Raw genomic sequence first — 25,299 nt, forward strand, 5'->3', positions numbered from 1 at the left:
CCGGAGAGCCGGCGCCGATCACTCCGCGTCAGGCTTCGGCATATGCCAGGTGGGCAAGATACCCCCACTCCCCGCCTCCCGTCCCCACTTTCCGCAACCCTGCGGAATCGACCACTCACACCGTGTAGATCTTGGCGGCATGAGCAGCGCATGGGACGCCCCTGACACCGACCACCGCGACGCCGCCGGAGTCACCGCGGACGGCGCCGCCTGGCTGGCGTCCGCCGGCCCGTATCCGCGCAGCACGCTCGCGCTGTGGGAGGAGCGTCCGCACGCTCCGGTCGTGCTGCCCTGCGGTTCCGTGTTCGACGTGGTGAGCGCACCCGCGATGTTCGGGCGGCTGATGCTGGACCGGCTGTGGGAGGAGGGGCCGGGCTCGGGGCCGGTGGCCGCGTTCCGCGGGCGGACGCTGCTGTTCGCCGCTCCCGGCACCGCCCAGCGGCTGCCCTCACTGCTGGAGTGGGAGGAGTGGAGCGCCGACGGCCGCCGGGACGGCCGTACGGGGACGGTGCCGCCGCTGCTGTGTCACGGGAACGGGGACGCGGTCACCGTGCCGGCCCCGCTCACCTCGGAGGGGACCGGCGGCGCCACCCGCTGGGTCACCGCCCCGGACACCCGGCACCCCTGGCTGCCGGGACCGGAAATCCTGCTCTGGGCGCCGTCCGGGCGGCCCGTGCGGCCGTGCGGATATCGATTTCTCACGCCTCGGATCCGGATGCTAAGGTCTACGACGTCAGCAGGCGCCGCTAGCTCAGTTGGTTAGAGCAGCTGACTCTTAATCAGCGGGTCCGGGGTTCGAGTCCCTGGCGGCGCACAGACAGCAAGGCCCCTCGCGGAAGCGGGGGGCCTTTCGCGTGCGCGGCACTAGGCCGTGATCCGTACCGTCCACGCCCCCGCCGCCGTGCGCCCCTCGACGTCCACGCGCACGTCCTCCCCCGGCACCGTGAAGCTCTCGCCGGGGCCGACCGGGGCGTCGGCGAGGGGCGGGTAGACCGAGTCGCCCCAGCAGGCGTCGGTGGCGGGGTGGGCGTCGACCACCTCGACCGGGCCGCGGCCGGACTCCGCGCCGCTGCGGACGCGGTAGACGAGCACGCCGGAGCGGCAGGACGAGCGGTCGTTGCCGATCCGGCCGCGGGCCTCGAAGGCGAGGGCACTGGCGGCGCCGGTGCGGACGACCGCGAGCTTGGTGCCGTTGCCGAGTCCGAAAGCCGGTGACCCGGAGGCCAGGCTCACCGGGACGTCCGGTCCCGCGCCCAGCGGCTCCAGCGTCAGCCGTGTGGGTGTCCCGCGGGGCACGCACACCACCTGGCGCGGTTCCAGCCAGCCCAGCTTCCACTTGTGCCAGGCGAACAGGTCGGGGGCGAGGCCGAATTGGCTGCCCATCAGGTCCCAGTCGCCGACGTGGGTGTCCCAGTCGCCCTTGCCGTCCGTGGGGCGGTGGTAGAGATCGGGCAGGTCGAACACGTGCCCGGTCTCGTGGGCGAGGACGAGCCGGTCCGGCGGATGCTGTTCGAAGACGGTGACGATCCGCCGGATGTCGGTGCCGTCGGCGCGCAGCGGGGTGTCCATGTTGACGACCTTGGTGGCGTCGGAGTCCACGCCGGGGGCGTCCGGGTCGGCGACGAGGTAGACGACGTCGTAGCGGGAGAAGTCGACCTGACCGTCGGCCGCGGCGAGGGCGTCGCGCAGGTAGGTGCCGCGGTGCTCGGCGTTCCAGTCCCGCCGTATGGCGTAGTCGGTGGACGGCTTCGGCATCCGGATCCAGCGTTTCAGGGGGTGCGCGCGCAGGGTGAACCTGCCGTACGAGGCCTGCTGGAAATACCGGGTGGTGGCCGGGAAGTGGTCGGCGGCGAGTTCGGCCGGGGGGACCATCGGCACCCAGTCCGGGAACGACAGGAAGATCATCACCGCGTCGAGGGCGCGGGCGGGGCGCGGGTAGGCGGTGTTCCAGGTGTCCAGGCCCTCGGAGTGGTGGGCGTCCGTGCGTTTCAGGGCGCAGGGGGTGGCCGAGAAGGGTTCCGCCGCGGGGGCGCTGATGAGGCAGGTCGCGGCGAGTGCCGTGAGGGTGGTGAACATGGCCGCGGTGCTGCGCAGTCGGGGGCGCGGGAGCTGTCGCGGCACAGGAGACCTCCGGGAGCGGTTCACGGGACACCGCCACCCAGCCTGTGGGAATTTGTCGTACTACGCCCTGTTTGTCTGGCCCGGACGAGTGAGGACGCGGAAACGGGGCATCATTGCCGACACCCCCGGAATACTCACGGAACGTCACAAGCGGTCACCTGCTCGCAGAACCGGTCCACCTGGGGGCAGAAACGATCTGTCAGAAACCCTCGTTGTTCCGGGACACTGGGCAGTGGCTGCGCACGTCCGGGGGCAGCCTCTATGATCGGCAGACTTTCCTGCGCGGACAGCGATCGAGTGCACTGCGGGAGCGAGCGGTGAGCGGAACGTCCGAAGGGCCGACGCCCGCGGCAGACCTCGACCGGTCGGCCGTCACAGTGAGTGACACCAAGGCACCTACTCGTAGGACTGCCGCCGAGGACACCGACGGAGGGCCACCGGCCTACCGTTCCGTCTTCGCGGCGGCACCCCTGGCCATGGCGGTCGTGGACCGGGAGGGCCTGGTCACCGATGCCAACGAGGCGCTCGGCGGGCTGCTCGGCGGCGGGACCGCGGGGCTGGTCGGGCGGTCCGCCGCCGACCTGCTGGACCTCGCCTCCGACGCGCGCACCTGGCACGCCTACCGGGAGGTGCTCCGCGGCCGCCAGGCGAAACTGCGCTGCACACGGCGGCTGAAACGGCCCGACGGGCGCTCCCTGTGGGCGCAGGTCACGGTGGCTCCGCTGGACGGCGGTCCGGGCGGCGTGCTGCTGTCGGTCACCGACGTCAGCGGTCACCGGGAGTTGCAGGCCCGGCTGCGGCACCTCCAGATGCACGATCCGGTGACCCGGCTGCCCAACCGGACCCTGTTCTTCGAACGGGTGACGGGTGCCCTGGAGGCTGAGTCGTACGAGCAGAGCGGGACCGGCCGGATCGGGCTGTGCTATCTGGATCTCGACGGGTTCAAGGCCGTCAACGACACACTCGGCCACCGGGTCGGCGACCGGCTGCTGGCCGCCGTCGCCGAGCGGCTGACCGCGTGCGCGGAGGAGGCCGGGCGGACCCGGCCGAGCGTGCCGCTGGTGGCGCGGCTCGGCGGGGACGAGTTCGCGCTGCTGGTGGAGGACTCCACGGGCACCGAACAGCTCGCGGATCTCGCCGAGTCCGTACTCAAGGTGCTCCAGGCGCCGTTCGACCTGTCGGGGCAGCGGTTGAACGTCTCCGCGTCGATCGGCGTCGTCGAGCGGCACGCGGCCGGCACCACGGCCACCGGGCTGATGCAGGCCGCCGACACCACGCTGTACTGGGCGAAGGTGGACGGCAAGGACCGCTGGACACTGTTCGACCCGGAGCGCAACGCACATCTGATGACCCGCCAGGCGCTGGCGTCCACGCTCCGGCCGGCCATCGAGCGGGGCGAGTTCCGGCTCGACTACCAGCCGCTGGTGGGGATGTCGGACGGGCGGCTGCGGGGGGTGGAGGCGCTGGTGCGCTGGGACCACCCCCGGTTCGGTCTGCTGCCGCCGAATCGGTTCGTCGCGCTGGCCGAGGAGGACGGCTCGATCGTGCCGCTGGGCCGCTGGGTGCTGGCCACCGCCTGTCGGCAGGCGCGGGAATGGCAGTTGGCTCATCCGGACGACCAACCGCTCTTCGTGAGCGTCAACGTGGCGGTCCGTCAGGTATGGGACTCCGACCTGGTGACCGATGTGGCGGAGATCCTCACCGAGACCCAACTCGACCCCTCGCTGCTCCAGTTGGAGCTGACCGAGTCCGCGGTGATGGGCTCGGCAGGACGGCCGTTGCAGGCACTCCAGGCGCTCAGCGACATGGGCGTGAACATCGCCATCGACGACTTCGGCACCGGCTACTCCAACCTGGCGTATCTGAGCCGGCTCCCGGTGTCGGTGCTGAAGCTGGACGGGTCGTTCGTGCGCGGCTTCCAGTACGAGGGCACGGGGGCGACGCCGAATCCGGCCGACGAGGTCGTCGTCGAGGCGATGATCGACCTCGCGCACCGGCTGGGGCTGACCGTGACCGCGGAGTGCGTGGAGACGTCGGCGCAGGCCACCCGGTTGCGCCGGATCGGCTGCGACACCGGACAGGGGTGGCTCTACTCCCGCCCGGTGCCGCCGGATCGTATCTCCGAGCTGATGGCCGGCGCGTCTTACGCGGTCGGCAACCCGTAGGCGTCCGCGACGAGTTCGTAGGAGCGCAGGCGCAGGTCGCCGCGGTGGGCGTGGCTGGTGAGCATCAGCTCGTCGGCGCCGGTGCGCTTGTGCAGGTCGTCGAGGCCGGAGCGGACCTCGTCGGCCGTGCCGTGAATGATGTTCGCGGTCCAGGAGTCGACGAACTCCCGCTCCAGCGGCGTGAACTCATGGGCCTCCGCCTCCTGGGGGGAGGGGAAGAGGCCGGGCCGGCCGCCGCGCAGCCTGACCATGTTCAGGCCGGTGGCCAGGATCTGGCGGCGTGCCTCACGCTCGTCGTCGGCGGCGAGCATCGAGACACCGATGAGGGCGTACGGCTCGTCGAGCACCGCCGACGGCCGGAAGGTCTCCCGGTAGAGGTCGAGGGCCGGGACGGTGTTCTGCGCGGAGAAGTGGTGCGCGAAGGCGAACGGCAGGCCCAGCAGGCCGGCCAGCCGGGCGCTGAACCCGGAGGAGCCGAGCAGCCAGACCGGCGGCCGGTGCCGGGACTGCACGCCGCCCGGGGAGGTGGCCTGGATCGGGCCCGGGACCGCGTGGATACGGCGGTAGGGGTGACCGTCGGGGAAGTCGTCGTCGAGGAACCGGGTCAGTTCGGCGAGCTGCTCGGGGAAGTCGTCGGCGCCCTCGTTGAGCCTGTCGGTGCGGCGCAGGGCCGCCGCGGTGGCGCCGTCGGTGCCGGGGGCACGGCCGAGGCCGAGGTCGACGCGCCCGGGTGCGAGGGCCTCCAGGGTGCCGAACTGCTCGGCGATGACCAGGGGGGCGTGGTTGGGCAGCATGACGCCGCCCGAGCCCAGCCGGATGCGGTCGGTGTGGGCGGCGAGGTGGGCGAGGATCACCGCGGGCGAGGAGGAGGCGACGCCCGGCATGGAGTGGTGCTCGGCGACCCAGTAGCGGTGGAAGCCGCGGGCCTCGGCGAGCCGGGCGAGGTCGACGCTGGTGCGCAGGGCGTCGGTGGCGGTGTGCCCGGAACCGACGGTGACCAGGTCCAGTACGGAGAGCGGGACAGGGGCGGCGCCGTGCACCGTGCCGTGGATCCCGTCGGCCGACCCGTCCACGGCCGCCGCTTCGCCTGTCCTGTTCTCGCCTGCCGCCGTCTCGTCTGCCGCCACGGGGTTCCTCCTGCGTCTGGGCGTACCGCTGTCCTTCGGGCGCTAACAGGAGGGTGTCCCCGGTTATTCCCGGCCGGTCACCGGGCCGCCGGGCCCGGAACCCGGCCGCTCACACCTGCACGATCGGCTCCCGGGTGAACAGCGCGCCCAGGCCCGGCGCGTTGACCCGCCGGTCCGTGAGCCGGAGGGCCTCCCAGACGGTGACCTGGCTGGCGGTGAGGACCGGCTTGCCGAGGTCCTTCTCCAGGGCGGGGAGGTAGGCGGCGGTGTGCAGGGCGGTGTCCGGGAGGAGGACCGCGTCCGCGTCCGGGGTGTCGGCCTCGCGGGCCAGGGCGAACACCTCCGCCTCGCCCCAGGTGCCGACCTCGGCGGCCGTGACGACGCCGGAGCCGCGCAGCGCCGTCACCTCGACGCCGCCCGCCCGCAGGAACGCGGCGAAGAGTCCGGCGACGTCGTCGGGGTAGGTCGCGCCGACCGCGACCCTGGCCGCGCCGATCTCCTTCGCCGCGTGGACGAAGCCGAAGGACGTGGAGGACGCGGGCATCCCGGCGGCGTGGGCCAGCGCGCGCACCTGTTCCTGGGCGCCCTGCCAGCCGTGCACGAAGCCGCCGCCGGCGCAGGCCCACACGAGCGCCTCCGCGCCGGCCAGCCGCAGTTGCTCGACGCCCGCCGCGAGGCGTTCGGGCGCGCCCATCTGCCGCAGGGCGTCGACGCGGTGCGCGTCCTCGCCGATGTCCGTGTGCACCAGGTCCACCCGGATGTCACTGCCCAGGAGCTGCTCGATGCGGGGGTAGTCGTCCTCGGCGGAGTGGCCCGGGTAGAGGAATCCGAGTGCGGTCATGTCCAGCCTTCCTGCTGTTCTTCCGGCGGTGCGGGAGGCGGTTCCGCGCCCCCTCGCCCAGCAGGGCCGGGTGGGGCCCCACGGCTCGGGTACCCAATCGGCGCAGCGCCGCCCACATCGTCACCTGGTTGGTCGAGATGACCGGTATGCGCGGTTCCGCCTCCAGTTGGGGGTGACGTCGTACGTCGGGAGGTCGGTGCAGGAAAGGGAGAGGGCCTCGGCCGCCGCGGTGCTCACCGCCTGCCGGGCCATGTCGGCGACGTCCCGGCAGGCACCTTCCAGAGGTGACCAGGGCCACGCGGTGGGCGCCCAGCTCCGCCAGGACCTCCAGGAGCGCCCCGGAGGAGGTCACGGAGGACATCGCGCCTGCCCGGGTCACGGCCTCGCACAGGGCGCGCTCCCCGGCGGTCCCACGACGAAGCTGCCGGAGGTGCGGGCGTGGGCGACGACCTCGGGGGGGCGACGGCGATCAGGGGGCGGAGGGCGTCGCCCGGCGTCCCCTGACCGCTGACCCGGCGGGCGAGGGTCAGGCTCACCTCGACGGGCACGTACGGCGTGCGGGTGAGGTGGCGGGACACGCGGGACACGTCGTCGGGGACCCGGCGCCACGGCTCGCGGTCCAGGGCGAAGCCGAACGGCGCGACCGCACCGAGGCCGCGCCGGCCACCGGGGCCACCGGAGCCACCGGGGCCACCGAGAAGGGTGACGTCCACGGAGGCACCGCCTCACCGGGAGACGGGATGGCGCAACCGGCCGTGCCGACGGCCGTGTTGACGACGGTGGGTTCGGGTGCGAACGTGGTCAATCCGCGCACGTCAGACCCTTGGTCACGACCGGCCGGGGGGAGGGGGCACCGGATGACCGCGCTTCCCACGCTCCTCGTCCTCGACGCCGAGCCGCCGCCCCGCCTCGGCCGGCTCACCGGGCGGGCCCGGGTGGTGCACACCGACGAGGCGGGACTGGCCGGCCGGCTGCCCTCGGCGGACGTCCTGCTGGTGTGGGACTTCACCTCGCACGCGGTGCGGTCCGCCTGGCCCGGCGGGGGTCCGCGGCCCGGCTGGGTGCACACGGCGAGCGCGGGCGTGGACCATCTGATGTGTCCGGAGCTGGTCGCGTCGGACACCGTGGTGACGAACGCCCGCGGGATCTTCGACGCGCCGATCGCCGAGTACGTCGCCGCCCTGGTGCTGGCGATGGCGAAGGACCTGCCGCGCACCTGGCAGCTCCAGCGGGAGCGGGAGTGGCGGCACCGGGAGAGCCGGCGGGTGGCCGGGACGCGTGCGGTCGTCGTCGGTTCGGGGCCGATCGGCCGGGAGATCGCGCACACGCTGAAGGCGCTCGGCGTCACCACGGCGGTGGTCGGCCGGGTCCCGCGCACCGGCATCCACGGCCCCGGCGACCTGGACCGGCTGCTCGCCCGCGCCGACTGGGTGATCGCCGCGGCCCCGCTCACCGAGCAGACGCACGGCATGTTCGACCTGCGCCGGTTCGGCGTGATGCAGCCCTCGGCGTGCTTCGTGAACGTCGGCCGGGGGCACCTCGTCGTCGAGGACGCGCTCGTGCAGGCGCTGGAGAGGCGGTGGATCGCGGGGGCCGCCCTGGACGTCCTCACCACCGAACCCCTCGCCGCCGACAGCCCGTTGTGGCGGGTGCCGGGGCTGCTGCTGTCCCCGCACATGAGCGGGGACACGGTCGGCTGGCGGGACGAACTCGGCGCGCAGTTCGTGGAGTTGTTCGAGCGGTGGGCGGCGGGCCTGCCGCTGCGGAACGTGGTCGACAAGCAGCGCGGCTACGTGCCCGGACACTGACGTCCTCTGGAGGACCGCATGACGGACCTGACCACCGTGACCGCGGGCCGGCTCCTCGACGGCTACCGCAAGGGCGAGTTCGGCCCCGTGGAGGCGACCCGGGCGGCGCTGGAGCGGGCCGAGCGGATCCAGCCGGAGGTGAACGCGTTCGTGCGGATCCTGGCCGAGGAGGCTCTCGCGCAGGCGCGTGACGCGCAGGAGCGGTGGCGGCGCGGGGAGCCGCGGGGCGCCCTGGACGGCGTACCGGTCACTGTGAAGGACATCCTGCTGCTGAAGGGCCATCCCACCCTGCGCGGCTCCCGGTCGGTCGATCCGGGCGGGCGGTGGGAGGAGGACGCGCCCGCGGTGGCCCGGCTGCGGGAGGCGGGCGCGGTGTTCCTCGGGAAGACGACGACACCCGAGTACGGCTGGAAGGCCGTCACCGACTCGCCGCTCACCGGGGTCACCCGCAACCCGCACGACGCGTCCCGTACCGCGGGCGGCTCCAGCGGGGGCAGCGCGGTCGCCGTGGCGCTCGGCGCGGGCCCGCTGTCCCTGGGCACGGACGGCGGGGGCAGTGTGCGCATCCCGGCCGCGTTCTGCGGGATCTTCGCGCTGAAACCGACGTACGGCCGGGTGCCGCTGTATCCGGCCAGTGCCTTCGGGACGCTCGCGCACGTCGGTCCGATGACGCGGGACGCGGCGGACGCGGCGCTGCTGCTGGACGTGATCGGGGTCCCCGACTCCCGCGACTGGTCGGGGCTGGGCCCGGCCGACGGGTCGTTCACGGAGGCGCTGGGCGGGGGTGTGCGCGGGCTGCGGGTGGCGTACTCGCCGTCGCTGGGCGGTCAGGTCGCCGTACGTCCGGCGGTCGCGGCGGCGGTCCGGCGGGCCGTGGAGCTGCTGGCGGGACTCGGCGCGTACGTCGAGGAGGCCGACCCGGACTTCAGTGACCCGGTGGACGCCTTCCACACCCTGTGGTTCGCGGGCGCGGCCCGGGTGACCCGGCGTCTCGGGCCGTACCAGCGGGAGTCGCTGGATCCGGGGCTGCGCGAGATCAGCGCGCGGGGGGCCCGGTTCAGCGCCCTGGACTACCTGGCGGCCGTGGACGTCCGGATGGATCTGGGCCGACGTATGGGCCGCTTCCACGAGTCCTACGACCTGCTGCTCACCCCGACCCTGCCGATCACGGCGTTCGAGGCGGGCGCGGAGGTGCCGAAGGGGTCGGGGCACCGGCGCTGGACGGGCTGGACGCCGTTCACCTACCCGTTCAACCTCACCCAGCAGCCGGCCGCGACGGTACCGGTGGGCACGGACGGCGACGGGCTGCCGGTGGGCCTCCAGATCGTGGCCGCGCGGCACCGCGACGACCTGGTGCTGCGGGCGGCGCACGCGCTGTACGAGGCGGGGGTCACGTCCGGCGGAGGCTGAGCGTCTCCCCCGCCCCTCCGGTCCGCCACAGGTCGTTGCAGGCCGCGGGCCCATCCGCGATCAGGGGGGCGTCGACGGCGGGGCCGGAAGCGATCCGCATGACTGGCTTGAAGTCGGGTAGCCGCGCGCCCATGGCTCGACCACAAGCACATCGATCCGGAACCCACGACAGACCCCATGCGGGACTCAGCCGCCGCTCACTGCTCGCCGGAGCGGTGTCGCTGGGCATGGCGGGAGCCCTCGGGGCAGCCGGCTGCAGCCGCGTCCCGGATGACGGGAAGGTACTGGGAGGCAGTCTCCTGGAGACCTTGCGGGATCAGGGGTCCGTGAAGATCGGCATCGCCAGTGAGCCCCCCTTCGGATATGTCGGAGACGACGGACGGGCCACCGGACAGGCCCCCGCCATCGCTGAGGTGGTCTTCAAGAGGCTCGGCATCGACGAGGTCAGGCCGGTGCCGGTGGATTTCGGTGCCCTGATACCCGGGCTGAAGGCCCGGCAGTTCGATGTGGTGTCCGCCGGGATGTACATCAATCCGCTCCGGTGCGAACAGGTGCTGTTCGCCGACCCGGACTACCTGATGCTGGACTCCTTCGTCGTCAGGAAGGGCAATCCGCACGGCATCAGGACCTACGAGGACGTCAGGCGGAAGGGGCTCAGGCTCGCCTCCGGCAAGGCCTACGCCCAGATCGACTACGCCAGGGCCGCGGGCATCGACGACGTCCTGGTCCTGCCGGACCAGGTGGCCGGCATCGACGCGGTGGCCCAGGGCCGGGTGGACGCCTTCGCGGGCACCCGCATCACGGTCAAGTCCGCGGTGGAGGCCTCCGGACGCGTGTCGGCGACCGAGCCGTTCCAGCCGGTGGTGGACGGCAAGCCGGCCTACGGCGCGGGCGGATTCGCCTTCCGGCTGTCCGAGAAGAACCTCCGTGACGCCCTCAACGAGGAAGTGCTGAAGCTCAAGCAGAACGACTACCGGGAACTGCTGGAGATCGTCGGCCCCTTCGGTTTCGGCATGGACGACATGACGGACCTCACGGCGAAGGAGCTGTGCGGCTGATGATGACTTCGGAGTTCCTCACCACCTGGTTCCTGCCGGGTGTCTGGGTCACCGTCCAGGTGACGGTGTACGCCGCGGCCCTCGGCGCCGCCATCTCGTTCGGGATCGGTCTCGCCCGCGGCTCGCGGTACTGGATCGTCCGCTTCCTCGCCGGCCTCTACTTCGAGGTCTTCCGGGGCATGTCGGCGCTGGTGCTGATGTTCTGGATGTTCTTCGCGCTGCCCCTCTTCGGCTGGCAGACGGTGCCCATGTGGGCCGGCGTCAGCGCACTCGGCCTGACCTACGGCGCCTACGGCTCCGAGATCGTCCGCGGTTCCCTGGCCGCCGTCACCCCGGCGCAGAAGGAAGCGGGCATCGCCCTCAACTTCACCCGTTGGCAGCGGCTGCGCCTGATCGAGCTGCCCCAGGCCTGGCCCGACATGGTGCCACCGTTCAACAACCTGCTGATCGAACTGCTGAAGGGCACCGCCCTGGTCTCGGTCATCACGGTGGCCGACATGACGTTCGCCGGCAATCTGCTCCGGCTGGGCACCAACGAGACCACCCCGGTCTACACCCTGCTGCTGGTCCTCTACTTCGTACTCGCCTTCCTCATCACCCGCGGTATGCGGCTGCTGGAGCGCAGGGCGAAGGCGGGGATCGGACAGCGGCCGGCGAAGACCCCCGGGAACACCAGGAGGCCCGGTCCCCGCGGCGGGAGCCTCCAGGCCGGTTCGCAGTCCGCGGGAGGTGTCGGATGAGCTGGGACTGGAACGTCGTGGACGACTTCATGCCACGGTTCTGGGACGGCGTGCTCGTCACCCTCCAGGCCCTGGCCGCCGGCACGCTGATCGCCTTCGCGCTGGGCCTGGTGTGGGCGCTGGCACAGCGCTCCACGCGGGTCTGGGTGCGCTGGCCGGTCGTCGCCGTCACGGAGTTCATCCGCAACACACCGCTGCTGGTGCAGCTCTTCTTCCTCTTCTACGTGGTGCCGAACTTCGGTCCGTCGATGTCGCCGCTCGCCACCGGCATCGTCGGCCTCGGGCTGCACTACTCCACCTACACCGCCGAGGTCTACCGAGCGGGCATCGACGGCGTCCCGGCCGGCCAGTGGGAGGCGGCGACGGCACTGAGCCTGCCCAGGGGCCGCACCTGGCGGGCGGTGATCCTGCCCCAGGCGATCCGCCGGGTCGTCCCGCCGCTGGGCAACTACGTCGTCGCCATGCTCAAGGACTCCCCGATGATCGCGACCATCGGCGCCTTCGACATGCTCGGCGAGGCCCAGTCCTTCAGCAACGAAACCTTCACCACGGAGGCGCTCACCGTCGTGGGGGTGGCCTTCATCGTCATCGCCTACCCCGCCTCCCTCCTGATCCGAGCCCTGGAGCGACGTCTTGTCCGCTGACACCCATCCCGCAGAGCACAGCCCCACCCCGGTCAATCCGCCGGTGGACGGCAGCGAACTGATCCGCTTCGACAAGGTCACCAAGCGGTTCGGCGACAACACCGTCCTCGACCGGCTCGACTTCTCCGTCGACTCCGGCAAGCACGTCACGCTGATCGGCCCCTCGGGTTCCGGCAAGACGACGATCCTGCGACTGCTGATGACTCTGGCCGAGCCCGACGAGGGGACGATCAGGGTGGGCGGCGAATATCTGACCCACGAGGAGCGCGACGGCAAGCTGGTCCGGGCCGGCGAGAAGCACGTCCGCGAGGTCCGCAAGAACATCGGGATGGTGTTCCAGCAGTTCAACCTCTTCCCGAACATGAAGGTGCTGCGCAACATCACCGAGGCCCCGGTCACCGTCCTCGGCCTGTCCAGGGACGAGGCCGAACAGCGGGCCCGCGACCTCCTCGAACTGGTGGGCCTGACCGAGCACCTCGACAAGTACCCGACCCAACTGTCCGGCGGCCAGCAGCAGCGGGTGGCGATCGCCCGCGCGCTGGCGATGCGCCCGCAGGTCCTGCTCCTGGACGAGGTGACCTCCGCGCTGGACCCGGAGCTGGTGGCCGGCGTCCTGGACGTGCTGCGGGACATCGCCCGCACCACGGACATCACGATGCTCTGTGTGACGCACGAGATGAACTTCGCCCGGGACATCTCGGACCAGGTGCTGATGTTCGACTCGGGCCGCGTCATCGAGTCGGGCCCCCCGGAGAAGATCTTCAGCGAGCCGGAGCAGGCACGGACACGCGAGTTCCTGAGCGCGGTGCTGTGAGCCCCGGGGCGCCACGCCGAGTGGGCGCCCCGGGTCCCGTCCGCCTCCCCGTCCCCGTCCCGCGTCCGTCCCGCGCCTCCGCGTCCGGGCCGTACCGGGGCCGCATGCCATCAGGCATATGACGGTGGAACAATTGCCCTGATGAGGGGCCCGCAATCTGGTCAACACCCTCTCCCCGGTGGCTACTGGCCGGTTATCGTGGACGGGATTCACCGTCCGGATCACGGCCAGGAACAAGCGACCGGGGGGAAACCGTGGCGCTGAAGAACGAGCCGAAAACTCCGCACCACCCGGCCCAGGACGCCCTGCGCGTCCTGGAGACGGTGGCCCGGCACACCACAGGCGTCACCGACGCCGACATCACCCGCGAGACCGGCCTCGGCTCGGAGCGACTGACCACGCTCCTGCGGATGCTGCGCCGCGAGGGTTACGTCGAGCAGATCGCCGACGGGGCGTACGTCACCGGCGACGCCCTGACCCGTCTGGCGTCCGCGCACCATCACGAGGAGGCCCTCCGGGACCAGCTCCAGCAGACCCTGGACCGGCTCCGCGACACCGTCGGCGCCGCCGTCTACATCAGCCGCTACGTCGACGGCGAGATCACCGTCACCCAGTACGCCGACGGCCCCACCACGCCCGCCGTCAACGAGTGGGTCGACTTCCGCTCCTGCGCCCACGCCACCGCGGTCGGCAAGAGCCTCCTCGGCCAGCTCGACCACAACGGCCGGCGCGACCACCTCTCCCGGCACAAGATGGCCCGCCTCACCTCGCGCACCATCACCAGCGACAAGCTGCTGCTCTCCCGCCTGGAGTCCCAGCCGCCGACAGCCCCGGTGCTCGACCTCCAGGAGTACGCCGTCGGCACGGTCTGCGCGGCCGTCCCGATCACGGCCGGCTCCACGGCGGGCTGCCTGGCCCTGTCCCTGCCCGTCGAACACGCCCACCGGCTGCGCCAGGCCGCCGACACCCTGAACAGGAACGCGACCCGGGTCCTGCTCTCGCTGGCCATATAGGAAGCGGCCCCACCACCTGGTCCGGAGCACCCCTGCGGACCAGGTAGTATTTTCTTCGTCGTCAGCCGCCGAAGGCGGAGGGCGAGAGTCATGCGCCGCTAGCTCAGTTGGTTAGAGCAGCTGACTCTTAATCAGCGGGTCCGGGGTTCGAGTCCCTGGCGGCGCACCAGCACGAAGGCGGCCCCTGTTCGCGGAAGACGCGAACAGGGGTCGCCTTCGTCATGTCCTCGCGCACTCAGAAGGTGACGTCGGAGCAGGCGTAGAACGCGTTGGCCGTGTCGGCGACCGTCCAGACCGCGACGATCACGTGGCGCCCGCTCAGCCCGGACGGCAGGGTGCCGCTGTGGGAGAGGGTCTGCGGCGGGCGCTGACCGCCGTAGGGCACCGTCAGGAACGGCGTGAGGTTGAGGTCGGAGCGGGCCAGGTTGTGGTTCTGGTTCCAGCCCGGCTTGGTGACGTAGTACTTGAAGTCGGACGTGGCGTGCATGGCGGTGAACTGCCAGCGGAACGAGTACGACTGGCCGCCGGACACCCGGGTGGCCGGCCAGGCCGCGCCCGAGGGGGTCTTCGGGCTGTCGAGCTGGGCGAACGGGGCGTTGCCCGCCGAGCAGATCCGCCCGTCGGCCGGTCCGGCGGCCGGGAAGCCCTTGGGGCCCTCGACGCTCTGCGGCTCCCACTGGATGTTGCCGCAGTTGGCGACGGTGCCGTTCTGGCAGAGCTTCTGCCTGCTGATGGGGAGGTCGGTGTAGCCGTGGCCGCTCGCGCCTCCGGCGGTGAGCACGAAGGCTCCCGCCGTGGTGAGGCCGAGGGCGGCGGCGTACCACTTGGTCTTTTTGCGCATGCTGCCGCTCCTGGAGAACGTGGGGGAAGTTCTGTGAGCCGTGCAGGTCTAGACCAAGTTCGAGATTATTGCTGATCGTTGAACATGTCCATACCAATCGGGGAACAGGATGGAGAGCAGGATGGGGGATCGGTTCGGGGACAGGTTCTGCGACAGGATCCGGAACAGGTTCTGGGACGTGTTCGACGGGTCGTCAGGGCGGCTGCTCCCCCCGTCCCGAGCAGAACGCCACCGTCAGGTCCTTCACCAGCGCCTTGCGCTCGTAGTCGTCCAGCTCCACCAGCCCGCGCATGGTCAGCCGGGTCACCGTGTCCTCCACCGAGTCCACCACCGAGGTCAGCACCGACGCCCGCTGCTGGGCGTCCAGCGCGGCGATCCGCCGCCGGTGCATCGCCGCGGCCACCTCCGGGGCGTACTCGACACGCAGCGGCTGCACCGAGAACACCTCCAGGCCGATCGCGCCGGCGTCCCGCGCCACCCGCCGGGTCAGCGCCTCCCCGGCCGCCTCGACCGCACCCCGCCCGGCACCCGGCGTCTCCACCGGGACCCTGGCGAGCGCCGCCTCGACGCACTCACGCAGATACGTCTCGTGGTCCTCGACGCCCAGCGTGGCCCGCGCGGTGTCCCGCACCCGCCACACCACGAGCGCCACCACCCGCAGCGCGACCCCGTTGCCGTCGGCCGCGGGCATCGCCTCGCTGCGCCAGTGCCGCAGCCGTACGTCGACCCGGCGGCGCAGCAGCAGCGGGTTCACCCAGAGCAGGCCGGTGCGCCGGACCGTCCCCCGGTAGCGACCGAACAGGCCGAGCACCCAGGCCCGTCCGGTCCCGCCGCGCGCCAGCCCGCCGAAGCCGAACAGGCCGAGGGCGCCCGCCCCCGCGTACGCCGCCCACTGCACCGGACCGAGCCCGGCACCGGCGGACGCGGGCAGCGCGAGCGCCTCCACCACCAGCGGCGGCAGGACGCCCGCCCACCAGGAGGTGGCCGCGCAGCCCGCCGACCCGCACACCCCGGCGGCCACCCCGACCGCGCCGGGCAGCACCCGGGCGGGCCGCTCGACGAGCGCGGGGTCGACCTGCGCGACCGGCAGGGCCTTCGCCGGAGTCGGCCGACGGAACCTCGGCTGCTCCCCGGTGCCCGCCCGGCTGCCCACGACGGTGGGCCCGAGCGGCACCGGCCTCGGCTCGGGTTCGTCACGGAACAGCAGATGGACGGGGATCTCGGTGGTCGCCTCGTTCTGGATGAGCCGGGCGGGCCGTGCTGGCCCCTCCGACTCGGGCGTCTGAGAAGTGGTCGTGCTCATGCGTGCCTCCAGCCTCCGCGCCAGATACGCCATGACAGTGGATGGGGACGACCCTGGTCATCGGGATCCGGACGGCAGGGGCGTCGCGGGCGGGTGGCCTACGAGAACAGCCGCCGCCAGGTCTCCGGCCCCGGGTAGCCGTCGGCCGCCCCGCCGCGCCAGCCCTGGGTCCGCTGGAAAGCCTCCACGCCCCGCCGGTCCGCCTCGCCCCAGCGCGGTCCGGGCCCCTTCGTGTAGTACTTGCCGAACCCCTTCCGCACCAGCTGCCTCCCCAGCCGGGTGACGTGCGCGTTGTCGGCGCCGGGCCGGAACATGCCCCGGCCGGGATATACGGGGACGCCCGGCGCCTGGGCGGGGGCACCCTCCGATCCCGAGCCACCGGAGCCACCGGACGCTCCCGCCGCGATGTTCCGGCCCTTGCCGGTGATCAGGAGAGACCAGGTCAGCGGGCCGGGCAGCCCGTCGGCGTACGCCCCGCGCCAGCCCTGGGCCCGCTGGAACGCCTGGGTGGCCCGCCGGTCGGCGTCCGACCAGCGCGGGCCGGGTCCCGAGGTGTAGAACCCCTTCGCGCCGCGCTCGACGAGGAGCCGGCCGAGCAGGGTGACGTGCTTGTTGTCCGCGCCCGGCCCGAAGGCCGCCCGCCCCGGATAGGGAGGCGCCTGGGCACTGGGGCCCGGGTTGGCGCTGTCCCCGCCACCGTCCTTGCCCGGTACCGAGGGAACCGCCGGAACGCCCGGGTCCGCCGGCTCGGCGACCAGCCCCTTGTAGCGGTAGGGCACGTACTTGGCCGCATTGGTCCAGTAGGCGTAGGGGGTGGCGAGCCGGCGGGTGTTCGGTCGGGTCTGCTCGTAGGCGACGTAATAGCCGTGCGTGTGGTCCGTCCAGCCGCCGAACAGGACGACGTGGGAGCCGTTCGTCGGGTCGGCCGGATTGTGGAAGAGCAGCATGTCGCCCGGCTGGAGCTGCTCCTTGGTGATCCGGGTCGCGTACTGGTGGAGGCTGCCCGTCCACTCGTTCCCGGGCAGCTTCCAGGCCATGGAGACATAGCCGGAGCAGTCCTGCCGGTAGCCGTCCGACCAGAACGAGGTCATGCTGTACGGCACCTTGGCCGCGACCCATTTCTTGGCGCGGTCGATGATCTCCGTTCGGGTGGTCGCCGGCGGAGTGGCGGAGTCGGCGGGCTTGCCGCCGGGCCCGTGCAGGGGTGCCTTGGCGCCCTGCGGGGTCTCGGGCCCGTCGCCCGCGGGGACGCCCGGCCGGTCGGGGGCCTGCTGGGGGGAGGCGAGGGCGGGGGCCGCGTGACCGGCTCCGAGGACCGCGGAAGCCGCGGCGGCGATGACGACGGTGCGCTGGGCGGCCGGGTGGCCGACGATCGCGGCGACCGGGGAAGCCTGCGCGGCTCGCCTCCGGTCGACGCATCCGGGGCATTCGCAGTCGCTCCCGGGTTCGAATTCCTCGAATGCCGGAGCCACCATGCGATTCCCCTCACACTGCAGATGGAAATGTCCGCGACTGTGCACGTTCGCCAGTCTTTCCCAACTCTCTTGCGGACGCGCCTGCTGACGGTCCGAATGATGTACGTGCCCCACTCCCGGGGGGTGCGGGGCAGGTCCGGACGGCCGTCCGGGGCCGATCCGGGGGGGCAGAACCACCTCCGGTGGTCATGTAGAGTTAACGTCGTCAAGCAGGCGCCGCTAGCTCAGTTGGTTAGAGCAGCTGACTCTTAATCAGCGGGTCCGGGGTTCGAGTCCCTGGCGGCGCACAGACGAGAAAGCCCCTCGCGCGAGCGAGGGGCTTTCTGCTGTTCCGGACGGTTTCCCCGGGGCACCGTCACCGGGTGGCACCGGTCAGATACGCCGACACGATCACGTTGGCCGTGTAGCTGCGGCTCGCCCGGTCGAAGGTGCCGCCGCAGGTGATCAGCCGCAGCTCGGCGCGGCCCGGCTCGCGGGGGCCGTAGGCCTGGCGGGCGTCGAAGCGGTCGCGCTGGACCAGCTCGACCTCTTCGACGGTGAACCGGGCGACCCGGCCGTCGTCGCGGACCACGTGGATCGTCCCGCCCACCTCGAGCGTGCTCAGTGCGTAGAAGACGGCGGGGCGGGTCTCGGTGTCGACATGGCCGACCATCAGCGCGGTACCGGCGGCGCCGGGCCGCACCCCGGCCCCGTACCAGCCGACGACGCCCGCCTGGTCGTAGGGCGGCGCCGAGATCGCGCCCTGCGCGTCCAGACCGCGGGCCACGACCGGGGCCTGCACGCCCAGCTGCGGGATGTCCACGCGCTGCGGCAGCGCGGCCCCCAGCGGTCGGGCGGCGGGCGGCAGCCCTGCGTCGGCGGGCCGGCCGACCGCCGCCACGTCACCCGTGGCGGTGCCGGGCCGTACGCCGGTCACCTCGCTCCCCCACAGCCACAGGCCGAGGAGCAGCAGCGCCCAGGTCAGGCCGGTGAGCAGGCATCCGGAGGAACGTTCGCGTTCGGACATGGTCAGTCCGTCCCACTGCGCCGCCGAGTCCTTCGCAGCGCCACGGCGACGGCGGCGGTGCCCGCCAGGAGCAGACCGGTGACCGCGTGGGCGACGCCGGGGCCCCCCACGCCGGACCCGTCGGCGGTGACCGGCGGCGCCGCGCCTCCGCCGCCCGCCCGCACCGGCGCGACCGGGGAGGCGAGCGTGGCCGGCCGGGCCGAGGCCGCGACGACCTTGATCACACCGTCGACCCGGAAGTCGGCGCAGGTGATCGTCACGTCGTAGGAGCCGGGGTCGACCGAGGTGCGGACCCGGGTCTCACCGGACAGGGAGCCGCCCGAGCCGACCAGGTGCGCGTCGGAGACGAACGCCCTCGACGCCGCGGTGGCCGTCCTGCCCGCGCAGCCGGTGACCTGGAGCGCGACCTCGTCCCCGGGGGCCGGGGTCGACGGGGTCACCGAGACTCCGCCCGCCGGTTCCGCGGCGTACGCCGCCGGGGTGAGCGTCGCGGCGACGGCCGCGACACCCGCACACAGTGCGACTTTCAGTGAACCCATCGTGAAACCTCCAGTACCTGGAGGCTCCCCCGGACACCGGTGCCCCGCATCTCCAGCGGGGCACCGCTGCTCCGTCCGGGGCACGTTCGCCCGTCGGCAGGTTTCAGATCCGGTCGACGAGATCCGCGATCGAGTCGACCACCTTCGACGGGCGGTAGGGGAAGGCATCCACGTCCGAGGGCCGGGTCAGGCCGGTGAGCACCAGGAACGTCTGCATCCCGGCTTCGATGCCGGCCAGCACGTCGGTGTCCATGCGGTCGCCGATCATCGCGCTCGTCTCGGAGTGGGCGCCGATCGTGTTCAGCCCGGTGCGCATCATCAGCGGGTTGGGCTTGCCCGCGAAGTAGGGCTGCTTGCCGGTCGCCTTGGTGATCAGTGCCGCGACGGCGCCGGTGGCGGGCAGCGCACCCTCGGTGGAGGGCCCGGTCTCGTCGGGGTTCGTGGCGATGAACCGGGCGCCGTTGTTGATCAGCCGGACCGCCTTCGTCATGGCCTCGAAGGAGTAGGTGCGGGTCTCGCCCAGGACGACGTAGTCCGGCTCGTGGTCGGTGAGGACGTAGCCGATGTCGTGCAGTGCCGTGGTCAGACCGGCCTCGCCGATGACGTACGCCGAACCGTCGGGCCGCTGGTCGTCCAGGAACTGGGCGGTGGCCAGGGCCGAGGTCCAGATGTTCTCGATCGGTACGTCCAGGCCCATGCGGCGCAGCCGGGCGTGCAGGTCACGCGGGGTGTAGATCGAGTTGTTCGTCAGCACGAGGAACGGCCGGCCCGACTCGCGCAGCTTCTTCAGGAAGGAGTCTGCGCCGGGGATCGGGACGCCCTCGTGGATGAGCACCCCGTCCATGTCGGTGAGCCACGACTCGATGGGCTTGCGGTCTGCCATGTGGTGCGTCTCCTGGCGTGCGTCGTACGGGCAGGGGCGGGGGCGCCGGAACCACGGCGTACCGACGTCCCCAGCCTAATCAGCACCGCGTGATCCGGAACCCGTCGGTCAGCAGCCGATACGGCGGTGGGCCGGGCGCTTCCTCGCGGGGCGGTCGCAGCCACGCTCCGTACGTCTCAGCGGCGCCTGCGGGACAGCACGAGGGCGGCGCCCGTCACCAGGAGAGCGGCCGTGACCGCGAGGACGCCGACCGGTGAGGAGAGACCGGTGAGGGCCAGCTCCTGGGCCTCGTCGGCGAGGGAGGGGGAGCTGTCGGGCGATGGGGACGGGGAGGGGAGGGAGGCGGAGTCGAACGGGGGGTGGGCTCGGATTCGCCCGCGCCCGCGCCTTCGCCTTCGACTTCGCCTCCGGCTTCGACTTCGACTTCGTCGCCCTCGCCCTCGCCCTCGTCGCCGTCGCCGTCGCCGTCCGCTGTCTCGATGGAGAAGCGGTAGTCGTTCGACTGTCCGATCCATTCGCCGTCGTCGCCCTGCCGCTGGACGACCGCCGCGTTGGCGGTGACCTGGTTGGGCACGGCGTCCGAGGTGATCGAGAGGCGCAGCTTGACGGTGACGGTCCGGCCCGCGGGGACCGTGAAGCCGGGGAAGGGGGTCGCACGTTCCGCGGGCTCGGCGGGTTCCGCCGACTCCCCGGGGGTGTCCGCGAGTGCTCCGACGAGTTCCTCCTCGTCGGTCGTCTCCAGGCGGACGGCGTGCGGGCGGCCGTCGGCGTAGAACTCCAGCTGGGACTGGGACGGCTTCAGGGCGTGCGCGGAGTCGACGAGGACGACGACCGGGTGCACGCCCGCGCAGGTGCCGCGGGTGGAGTTGGTGAGGTCGAGGAACCAGGTGCCGTAGCCGCCCCCGGCACGGTAGGAGTCGGGCCCGCCGTACAGACGGGTGGTGAGAGGGAAGTCCCCGGCGTCCGCCCCGGCACAACTCGGCCCGGCTTCCGCGAAGGCGGGCACGGGCAGCAGAACGGCGGCCGCGGCGAGGCAGAGGGATACGGGTGTGCACAGTCGCATGAACACGTGAGCCTGCCGGAGGGGACGACCGAGCGGAGGCTGCCGCACCGCACGGCCGTGCGAATCCATTCGTTCGGCGGAGGGGGAGCGGGCTCTGGTGCGGGCTCGCCACTGGTGCGGGCTCGCTCTGGTGAATGCCAGTGGCGCGGGCCTGCCGTCGGTGCGGGCCTGGCCCTGGTGCGGGCTTGCCCTGGCGCGGGCCTGGCCCTGGCGCGGGCCTGGCCTGGTGCGGGCTTGCCCTGGCGCGGGCCTTGCCCTGGTGCGGGCTCGCCCCGGTGCGGCTCGCCCTGGTGAGTGCCCGTGACGCGGGCCCGCCCTGGTGCGGGCCTTACCTTGGCGCGGGCCGGCCTTGGCGCGGGCCTGCCCTGGTGAGTGCCCGTGGCGCCGGCTCGCCCCGGTGCGGGCCTGGCCTGGTGCGGGCCTTGCCTTGGCGCGGGCTTACCCTTGCGCGGGCCCGCCCCGGTGCGTGCCCGCCCTGGCCCGGGCCTTGCCTTGGCGCGGGCTTACCCTTGCGCGGGCCCGCCCCGGTGTCGGCTCGCCCTGGCCCGGGCTTCCCTCATACGTCCGTCCGCCCGAACACCGGTCCCAGCAGCAGGTGGGCCGCGCCCTCCGCCACGCTCGCGGTCCCCCCGGGGGCGAGTCGTACCGGTACGGCGGGTTCCGGGGAGCCCTCCCGGGCGGCTCGGGCGGCGAGGACCGCGGCGACTCCTCGGACGAAGGGGTCCGGCGTGGCCGTGATCGTGCGCCCGCCGAGGAGGATCTGGTCGATGTCGAGCAGGCCGGCGAGGTTCGCGGCGGCCGTGCCCAGGACCCGTGCCGCCTCGGCCACGTCACCCCGGTCGATGGCCGCGAGGCACAGCGCCTCGACGCAGCCGCGGTTGCCGCAGGGGCAGGGCGGTCCGTCCAGTTGGACGACCTGATGGCCGAACTCCCCCGCGCCGGTGCGGGCCCCGCGGTGCACCCTCCCGCCGATGACCAGGCCGGCGCCGAGTCCCGTACCGAGGTGCAGGTAGGCGAAGGAGCCGCGTTCGCCGCCGACGGCGAGGCCGAGGGCGGCGGCGTTGGTGTCCTTGTCGACGACGACCGGCAAGCCGAGCCGCCGCGCGAGGGCGTCCCGCAGGGGGAAGCCGTCCCACTCGGGGAAGCCGGTGACGCGGTGCAGCACGCCGTGGGTGTGGTCGAGCGGGCCGGGCAGGGCGACCCCGACCCCCAACAGCCGCGAGGCGACGGGACGCCCGGCCCGCGCCCGTCCCACCACCTCGCCGACCCCGCCGTCCACCGCCCCCAGTACCGCCTCCGCCCCGGCCCCCAGGTCGAGGGGCCCCCGCCGCTCCTCCACCACGCTCCCGTCGAGGTCGGTCAGGACGATCCGCAGCGCGTCGCGGTCGAGGTGGACGCCGACGGCGTGGGCGGCTCCGGGCACCAGCCGCAGCACCGTGCGCGGTTTGCCGCCCGTGGAGGCGCGGCGGCCCGCCTCCGCCGCGAGGCCCTCCTCGCGCAGCCGGGCGGTGATCTTGCTGACGGCCTGCGGGGTGAGGCCGGTGCGCTCGGCGAGTTCGAGCCGGCTGATGCCGTCCGGTCCGGCCGTGCGCAGGAGGTCGAGCACGAGCGCGGCGTTGTGACTGCGCACGGCGAGGAGATTCGCGCCGACGGCGCCGCCCGCCGCGCCCTTCACGCCGCCACCCGTACCGCCCCTCACGCCGCCGCCCGTACCGCTCACCGCGCCGCCGTCCGCGCCGCCGTCCCTGCCGCCGTTCGTCCTGTTCACGGGCCCCATTCTCCCCCGCGCTTGCACTTTGGCAACAGCGTTGCGAAAGTAGGTCGCATGACTGGTACTCCCCTCCGCGTGGGCCTGATCGGCTACGGCCTCGCGGGCTCCGTCTTCCACGCCCCGCTGATCGCCGCCACCGAGGGCCTCGTCCTCGACACGGTCGTCACCTCGAACCCCGAGCGGCAGGAGCAGGCCCGCGCCGGGTTCCCGGACGTACGCGTCGCCGGCACCCCCGAGGAGCTGTTCGCCCGCTCCGGGGACCTGGACCTGATCGTCATCGCCTCCCCGAACAAGACGCACGTGCCGCTCGCCAGGACCGCCCTCGAAGCGGGCCTCGCGGTCGTCGTCGACAAGCCGGTGGCCGGTACGGCCGCCGAGGCACGGGAGCTGGCCGGCCTGGCCGAGCAGCGCGGACTGTTCCTCTCCGTCTTCCAGAACCGCCGCTGGGACAACGACTTCCTGACTCTGCGCGACCTCCTGGCCGAGGGCGCGCTGGGCGACGTATGGCGCTTCGAGTCCCGGTTCGAGCGGTGGCGGCCGCAGCCGAAGGGCGGCTGGCGGGAGTCCGGCGATCCGGCGGAGATCGGAGGTCTGCTGTACGACCTCGGCAGCCATGTCGTCGACCAGGCGCTGGTGCTCTTCGGCCCGGTCACGCAGGTCTACGCCGAGACGGTCGTCCGCCGCGCCGGCGCGGAGACCGACGACGACACGTTCCTGGCGCTCACCCACGCGAACGGCGTCCGCTCCCACCTCTACGCCTCCGCGACGACCGCCCAGCTCGGCCCGCGCTTCCGGGTGCTGGGCTCGCAGGCCGGCTACGTGAAGTACGGCCTGGACCCGCAGGAGGCGGCGCTGCGGGACGGCGAGCGGCCCGGCCCCGGCTGGGGCACGGAGCCCGAGGAGCTGTGGGGGCACGTCGGCTCCGGCGAGTCGCCGCTGACCGGCGGCGGACGGCCCGTACGGACCCTGCCCGGCGACTACCCGGCCTATTACGCTGCGGTGGCGAAGGCACTGACCGACGGCGGCCCCAACCCGGTGACCGCCGCGGAGGCGGCCGCCGCGCTCGATGTCCTGGAGGCGGCCCGCCGTTCGGCACGAGACGGAATGGCGGTGTCGCTGTGACGCACGAGTTCACCCCCAGGATCACCCCGGAGATCACCCCGCCCCTGGAGGAGCTGCAGGCCCAGGAACGGCGCCTGGTGTTCCGCCAGTTCACGTTCGACGACGCCTGGGCGCTCGGCTCGCTGCTGGTGGAGCTGGCCCGGGAGCGGCAGGCTCCGGTGGCGATCGACATCCACCGGGCCGGCCAGCAGCTCTTCCACGCGGCCCTGCCGGGCTCGGCCCCCGACAACGACGCCTGGATCGCCCGCAAGCGTCGGGTCGTGGAGCGCTACGGCGCCTCGTCCTACCTGGTGGGCTCCCGCCAACGCGCCAAGGGCACGACGTTCGAGGAGTCCTCGCGCCTGGACCCGGACGAGTACGCGGCCCACGGCGGCTCCTTCCCGATCAACGTCGAGGGCGTCGGTGTGATCGGCGCCGTGACGGTCTCGGGCCTGCCCCAGCTGGAGGACCACAGGTTCGTGGTGGAGGCCCTGGAACAGTTCCTGGAGAAGTACCAGGGCCTGCGCTGAGACTCCGCCGAGGGCGCTGGGGAGGTGCCCCACCGGGGCGCCTCCCCAGCGGCGCGATCACGCGGGCTTCAGCTCCTGCCGCTGCCGTCCCAGCCCATCGATCTCCAGCTCGACGACGTCCCCCGCCCGCAGGTACGGCTTCGGCTCGGGCTGCCCGAAGGCGACGCCCGCCGGTGTCCCCGTGTTGATGACGTCACCGGGGTGGAGGACCATGAACTGGCTGACGTAGCGGACGACCTCGCCCACGGGGAAGATCTGGTCGGCGGTCGTCCCGTCCTGCTTCGGCTCGCCGTTGACCCAGAGCCGCAGCCCCAGCGCCTGCGGGTCGGGCACCTCGTCGGCCGTCACGAGCCAGGGGCCGAGCGGGTTGAACGTCTCGCAGTTCTTGCCCTTGTCCCACGTGCCGCCCCGGTCCATCTGGAACTCCCGCTCGGAGACGTCGTGCGCGACGGCGTACCCGGCGACATGCGCGAGCCCCTCCTCCGCCGACTCCAGGTAGCGGGCGGTACGGCCGACGACGACCGCCAGCTCCACCTCCCAGTCGGTCTTCGTGGACCCGCGCGGCACGAGCACGGTGTCGTACGGCCCGACGACCGTGTCCGCCGCCTTGAAGAAGACGACGGGCTCGGCGGGCGCCGCGGACCCCGTCTCGCGGGCGTGGTCGTGGTAGTTCAGCCCGATGCACACGACCTTGCCGATCCGGCCGACCGGCGGTCCGACGCGCAGCCCGGTCGCGTCCAGCACGGGCAGCTCGCCGGACGCACCGGCGGTACGGATCCGGCCGAGCGCCTCGTCGTCGGCGAGCAGCGCGCCGTCGATGTCGTCGACGAGGCCCGAGAGGTCCCGCAGGGTCCCCTGGGCGTCGAGCAGCGCGGGACGCTCCGCACCCGCCGTACCGACTCGCAGCAGCTTCATGATCACAATCTCCCTCGATCGCGGCGCGCCCGCCGACGGGTGCAGCCGTCGGAGGACCGGTCGATCCTCCGATCTGGGCGTCCACTCCGCAAGACCCGGTTCACGTACTGGACCGTCACCAGGCCTCGCAC

22 protein-coding genes, 3 tRNA genes and 2 pseudogenes are annotated in these 25,299 nt (G+C 72.8%); 14 read left to right on the top strand and 13 right to left on the bottom strand.

All coding sequences use genetic code 11. The features are described 5' to 3' along the window. Positions 1–139: 139 nt before the first annotated feature. Together BM536_RS13100 and BM536_RS13105 are read left to right on the top strand one after the other, a co-directional pair. Positions 140–750: pseudogene (locus BM536_RS13100) on the top strand (bifunctional DNA primase/polymerase). Next, positions 741–814 (top strand) — tRNA-Lys (locus tag BM536_RS13105). The pseudogene BM536_RS13100 and the gene BM536_RS13105 overlap by 10 nt, the downstream one beginning before the upstream one ends. Positions 815–864: 50 nt before the next feature. On the opposite strand, the gene BM536_RS13110 is transcribed toward BM536_RS13105, so the two are convergent. After that, the gene (locus BM536_RS13110) at positions 865–2,076 is read right to left on the bottom strand and encodes a M6 family metalloprotease domain-containing protein (RefSeq protein WP_245873482.1); all 1,212 of its coding nucleotides are present in this window, start codon (positions 2,074–2,076) and stop codon (positions 865–867) included. Between the two features lie 362 nt (positions 2,077–2,438). Here BM536_RS13110 and BM536_RS13115 point away from each other — a divergent pair, with 362 nt between their 5' ends. Continuing rightward, positions 2,439–4,286 (top strand): putative bifunctional diguanylate cyclase/phosphodiesterase, encoded by a 1,848-nt coding sequence (locus BM536_RS13115; RefSeq protein WP_073493164.1) that lies wholly within the window; start codon positions 2,439–2,441, stop codon positions 4,284–4,286. Here BM536_RS13115 and BM536_RS13120 read toward each other — a convergent pair. The 3 genes and pseudogenes from BM536_RS13120 to BM536_RS42775 form a co-directional block, all read right to left on the bottom strand. After that, on the bottom strand, positions 4,265–5,359 hold the full coding sequence (locus tag BM536_RS13120) for an LLM class flavin-dependent oxidoreductase (RefSeq protein ID WP_073493185.1): 1,095 nt from the start codon (positions 5,357–5,359) through the stop codon (positions 4,265–4,267). The genes BM536_RS13115 and BM536_RS13120 overlap by 22 nt on opposite strands. Before the next feature lie 163 nt (positions 5,360–5,522). Continuing rightward, entirely contained in the window at positions 5,523–6,254 is a 732-nt protein-coding gene (locus BM536_RS13125; protein WP_094102955.1) for a maleate cis-trans isomerase family protein, read from the bottom strand. Then, positions 6,251–6,967 (bottom strand): annotated as a pseudogene (locus tag BM536_RS42775) (aspartate racemase/maleate isomerase family protein). The gene BM536_RS13125 and the pseudogene BM536_RS42775 overlap by 4 nt, the downstream one beginning before the upstream one ends. A 144-nt stretch (positions 6,968–7,111) precedes the next feature. On the opposite strand from BM536_RS42775, the gene BM536_RS13135 reads away from it, so the two are divergent. From BM536_RS13135 to BM536_RS13170, 8 genes are all read left to right on the top strand, one after another. After that, entirely contained in the window at positions 7,112–8,062 is a 951-nt protein-coding gene (locus tag BM536_RS13135; protein ID WP_073493166.1) for a D-2-hydroxyacid dehydrogenase, read from the top strand. A gap of 18 nt (positions 8,063–8,080) precedes the next feature. Beyond that, the gene (locus BM536_RS13140; protein WP_073493168.1) at positions 8,081–9,472 is read left to right on the top strand and encodes an amidase; all 1,392 of its coding nucleotides are present in this window, start codon (positions 8,081–8,083) and stop codon (positions 9,470–9,472) included. A 131-nt stretch (positions 9,473–9,603) separates the two neighbouring features. Next, positions 9,604–10,530: an ectoine/hydroxyectoine ABC transporter substrate-binding protein EhuB gene (ehuB, locus tag BM536_RS13145; protein WP_073493170.1), complete on the top strand. Its 927-nt coding sequence runs from the start codon at positions 9,604–9,606 to the stop codon at positions 10,528–10,530. Next, entirely contained in the window at positions 10,530–11,270 is a 741-nt protein-coding gene (gene ehuC, locus BM536_RS13150) for an ectoine/hydroxyectoine ABC transporter permease subunit EhuC (protein ID WP_073493187.1), read from the top strand. Before ehuB ends, ehuC begins: the two co-directional genes overlap by 1 nt. Beyond that, the gene (gene ehuD / locus BM536_RS13155) at positions 11,267–11,914 is read left to right on the top strand and encodes an ectoine/hydroxyectoine ABC transporter permease subunit EhuD (protein WP_073493172.1); all 648 of its coding nucleotides are present in this window, start codon (positions 11,267–11,269) and stop codon (positions 11,912–11,914) included. The genes ehuC and ehuD overlap by 4 nt, the downstream gene beginning before the upstream one ends. Next, positions 11,904–12,728, top strand: coding sequence for an ectoine/hydroxyectoine ABC transporter ATP-binding protein EhuA (gene ehuA, locus BM536_RS13160; RefSeq protein WP_425444627.1), 825 nt, complete (start codon positions 11,904–11,906; stop codon positions 12,726–12,728). Before ehuD ends, ehuA begins: the two co-directional genes overlap by 11 nt. Positions 12,729–12,982: 254 nt before the next feature. Beyond that, a complete protein-coding gene (locus BM536_RS13165; protein ID WP_073493175.1) occupies positions 12,983–13,741 on the top strand; it encodes an IclR family transcriptional regulator in 759 nt (252 codons plus the stop codon). Positions 13,742–13,833: 92 nt separating this feature from the next. After that, positions 13,834–13,910: transfer RNA gene (locus tag BM536_RS13170), tRNA-Lys, on the top strand. Positions 13,911–13,976: 66 nt separating this feature from the next. Here BM536_RS13170 and BM536_RS13175 read toward each other — a convergent pair. From BM536_RS13175 to BM536_RS13185, 3 genes are all read right to left on the bottom strand, one after another. Further along, positions 13,977–14,582, bottom strand: a complete 606-nt coding sequence (locus tag BM536_RS13175; RefSeq protein ID WP_073493177.1) for a lytic polysaccharide monooxygenase auxiliary activity family 9 protein — start codon at positions 14,580–14,582, stop codon at positions 13,977–13,979. A 193-nt stretch (positions 14,583–14,775) separates the two neighbouring features. Next, on the bottom strand, positions 14,776–15,885 hold the full coding sequence (locus tag BM536_RS13180) for an SPFH domain-containing protein (protein ID WP_094102956.1): 1,110 nt from the start codon (positions 15,883–15,885) through the stop codon (positions 14,776–14,778). 98 nt (positions 15,886–15,983) lie between these two features. Then, positions 15,984–17,360, bottom strand: coding sequence for a peptidoglycan-binding protein (locus BM536_RS13185; protein WP_073493179.1), 1,377 nt, complete (start codon positions 17,358–17,360; stop codon positions 15,984–15,986). A 213-nt stretch (positions 17,361–17,573) separates the two neighbouring features. On the opposite strand from BM536_RS13185, the gene BM536_RS13190 reads away from it, so the two are divergent. Beyond that, positions 17,574–17,647, top strand: a tRNA-Lys gene (locus BM536_RS13190). 68 nt (positions 17,648–17,715) lie between these two features. On the opposite strand, the gene BM536_RS13195 is transcribed toward BM536_RS13190, so the two are convergent. From BM536_RS13195 to BM536_RS13220, 5 genes are all read right to left on the bottom strand, one after another. Further along, positions 17,716–18,366, bottom strand: coding sequence for a class F sortase (locus BM536_RS13195; protein ID WP_094102957.1), 651 nt, complete (start codon positions 18,364–18,366; stop codon positions 17,716–17,718). A gap of 2 nt (positions 18,367–18,368) precedes the next feature. Continuing rightward, complete coding sequence (locus tag BM536_RS13200) at positions 18,369–18,905, bottom strand: hypothetical protein (RefSeq protein WP_094102958.1); 537 nt, start codon at positions 18,903–18,905, stop codon at positions 18,369–18,371. A gap of 103 nt (positions 18,906–19,008) precedes the next feature. Next, entirely contained in the window at positions 19,009–19,788 is a 780-nt protein-coding gene (locus tag BM536_RS13205) for an HAD-IIA family hydrolase (RefSeq protein ID WP_073493181.1), read from the bottom strand. Positions 19,789–20,002: 214 nt separating this feature from the next. After that, the gene (locus BM536_RS13215; RefSeq protein WP_425444628.1) at positions 20,003–20,851 is read right to left on the bottom strand and encodes a hypothetical protein; all 849 of its coding nucleotides are present in this window, start codon (positions 20,849–20,851) and stop codon (positions 20,003–20,005) included. 556 nt (positions 20,852–21,407) lie between these two features. Then, positions 21,408–22,628 (bottom strand): ROK family transcriptional regulator, encoded by a 1,221-nt coding sequence (locus BM536_RS13220; RefSeq protein ID WP_094102959.1) that lies wholly within the window; start codon positions 22,626–22,628, stop codon positions 21,408–21,410. Between the two features lie 48 nt (positions 22,629–22,676). On the opposite strand from BM536_RS13220, the gene BM536_RS13225 reads away from it, so the two are divergent. Beyond that, the gene (locus BM536_RS13225; RefSeq protein WP_094102960.1) at positions 22,677–23,744 is read left to right on the top strand and encodes a Gfo/Idh/MocA family protein; all 1,068 of its coding nucleotides are present in this window, start codon (positions 22,677–22,679) and stop codon (positions 23,742–23,744) included. Continuing rightward, complete coding sequence (locus BM536_RS13230; RefSeq protein WP_073496696.1) at positions 23,741–24,253, top strand: heme-degrading domain-containing protein; 513 nt, start codon at positions 23,741–23,743, stop codon at positions 24,251–24,253. Before BM536_RS13225 ends, BM536_RS13230 begins: the two co-directional genes overlap by 4 nt. A gap of 57 nt (positions 24,254–24,310) precedes the next feature. Here the strand turns inward: BM536_RS13230 and BM536_RS13235 are convergent, their stop codons facing one another. Then, positions 24,311–25,168, bottom strand: coding sequence for a fumarylacetoacetate hydrolase family protein (locus tag BM536_RS13235; protein ID WP_073496719.1), 858 nt, complete (start codon positions 25,166–25,168; stop codon positions 24,311–24,313). Between the last annotated feature and the right edge of the window lie 131 nt (positions 25,169–25,299).

The sequence above is a fragment of the Streptomyces phaeoluteigriseus genome (assembly GCF_001896135.2).
In the GTDB taxonomy this organism is placed as follows: Bacteria; Actinomycetota; Actinomycetes; order Streptomycetales; family Streptomycetaceae; genus Streptomyces; species Streptomyces phaeoluteigriseus.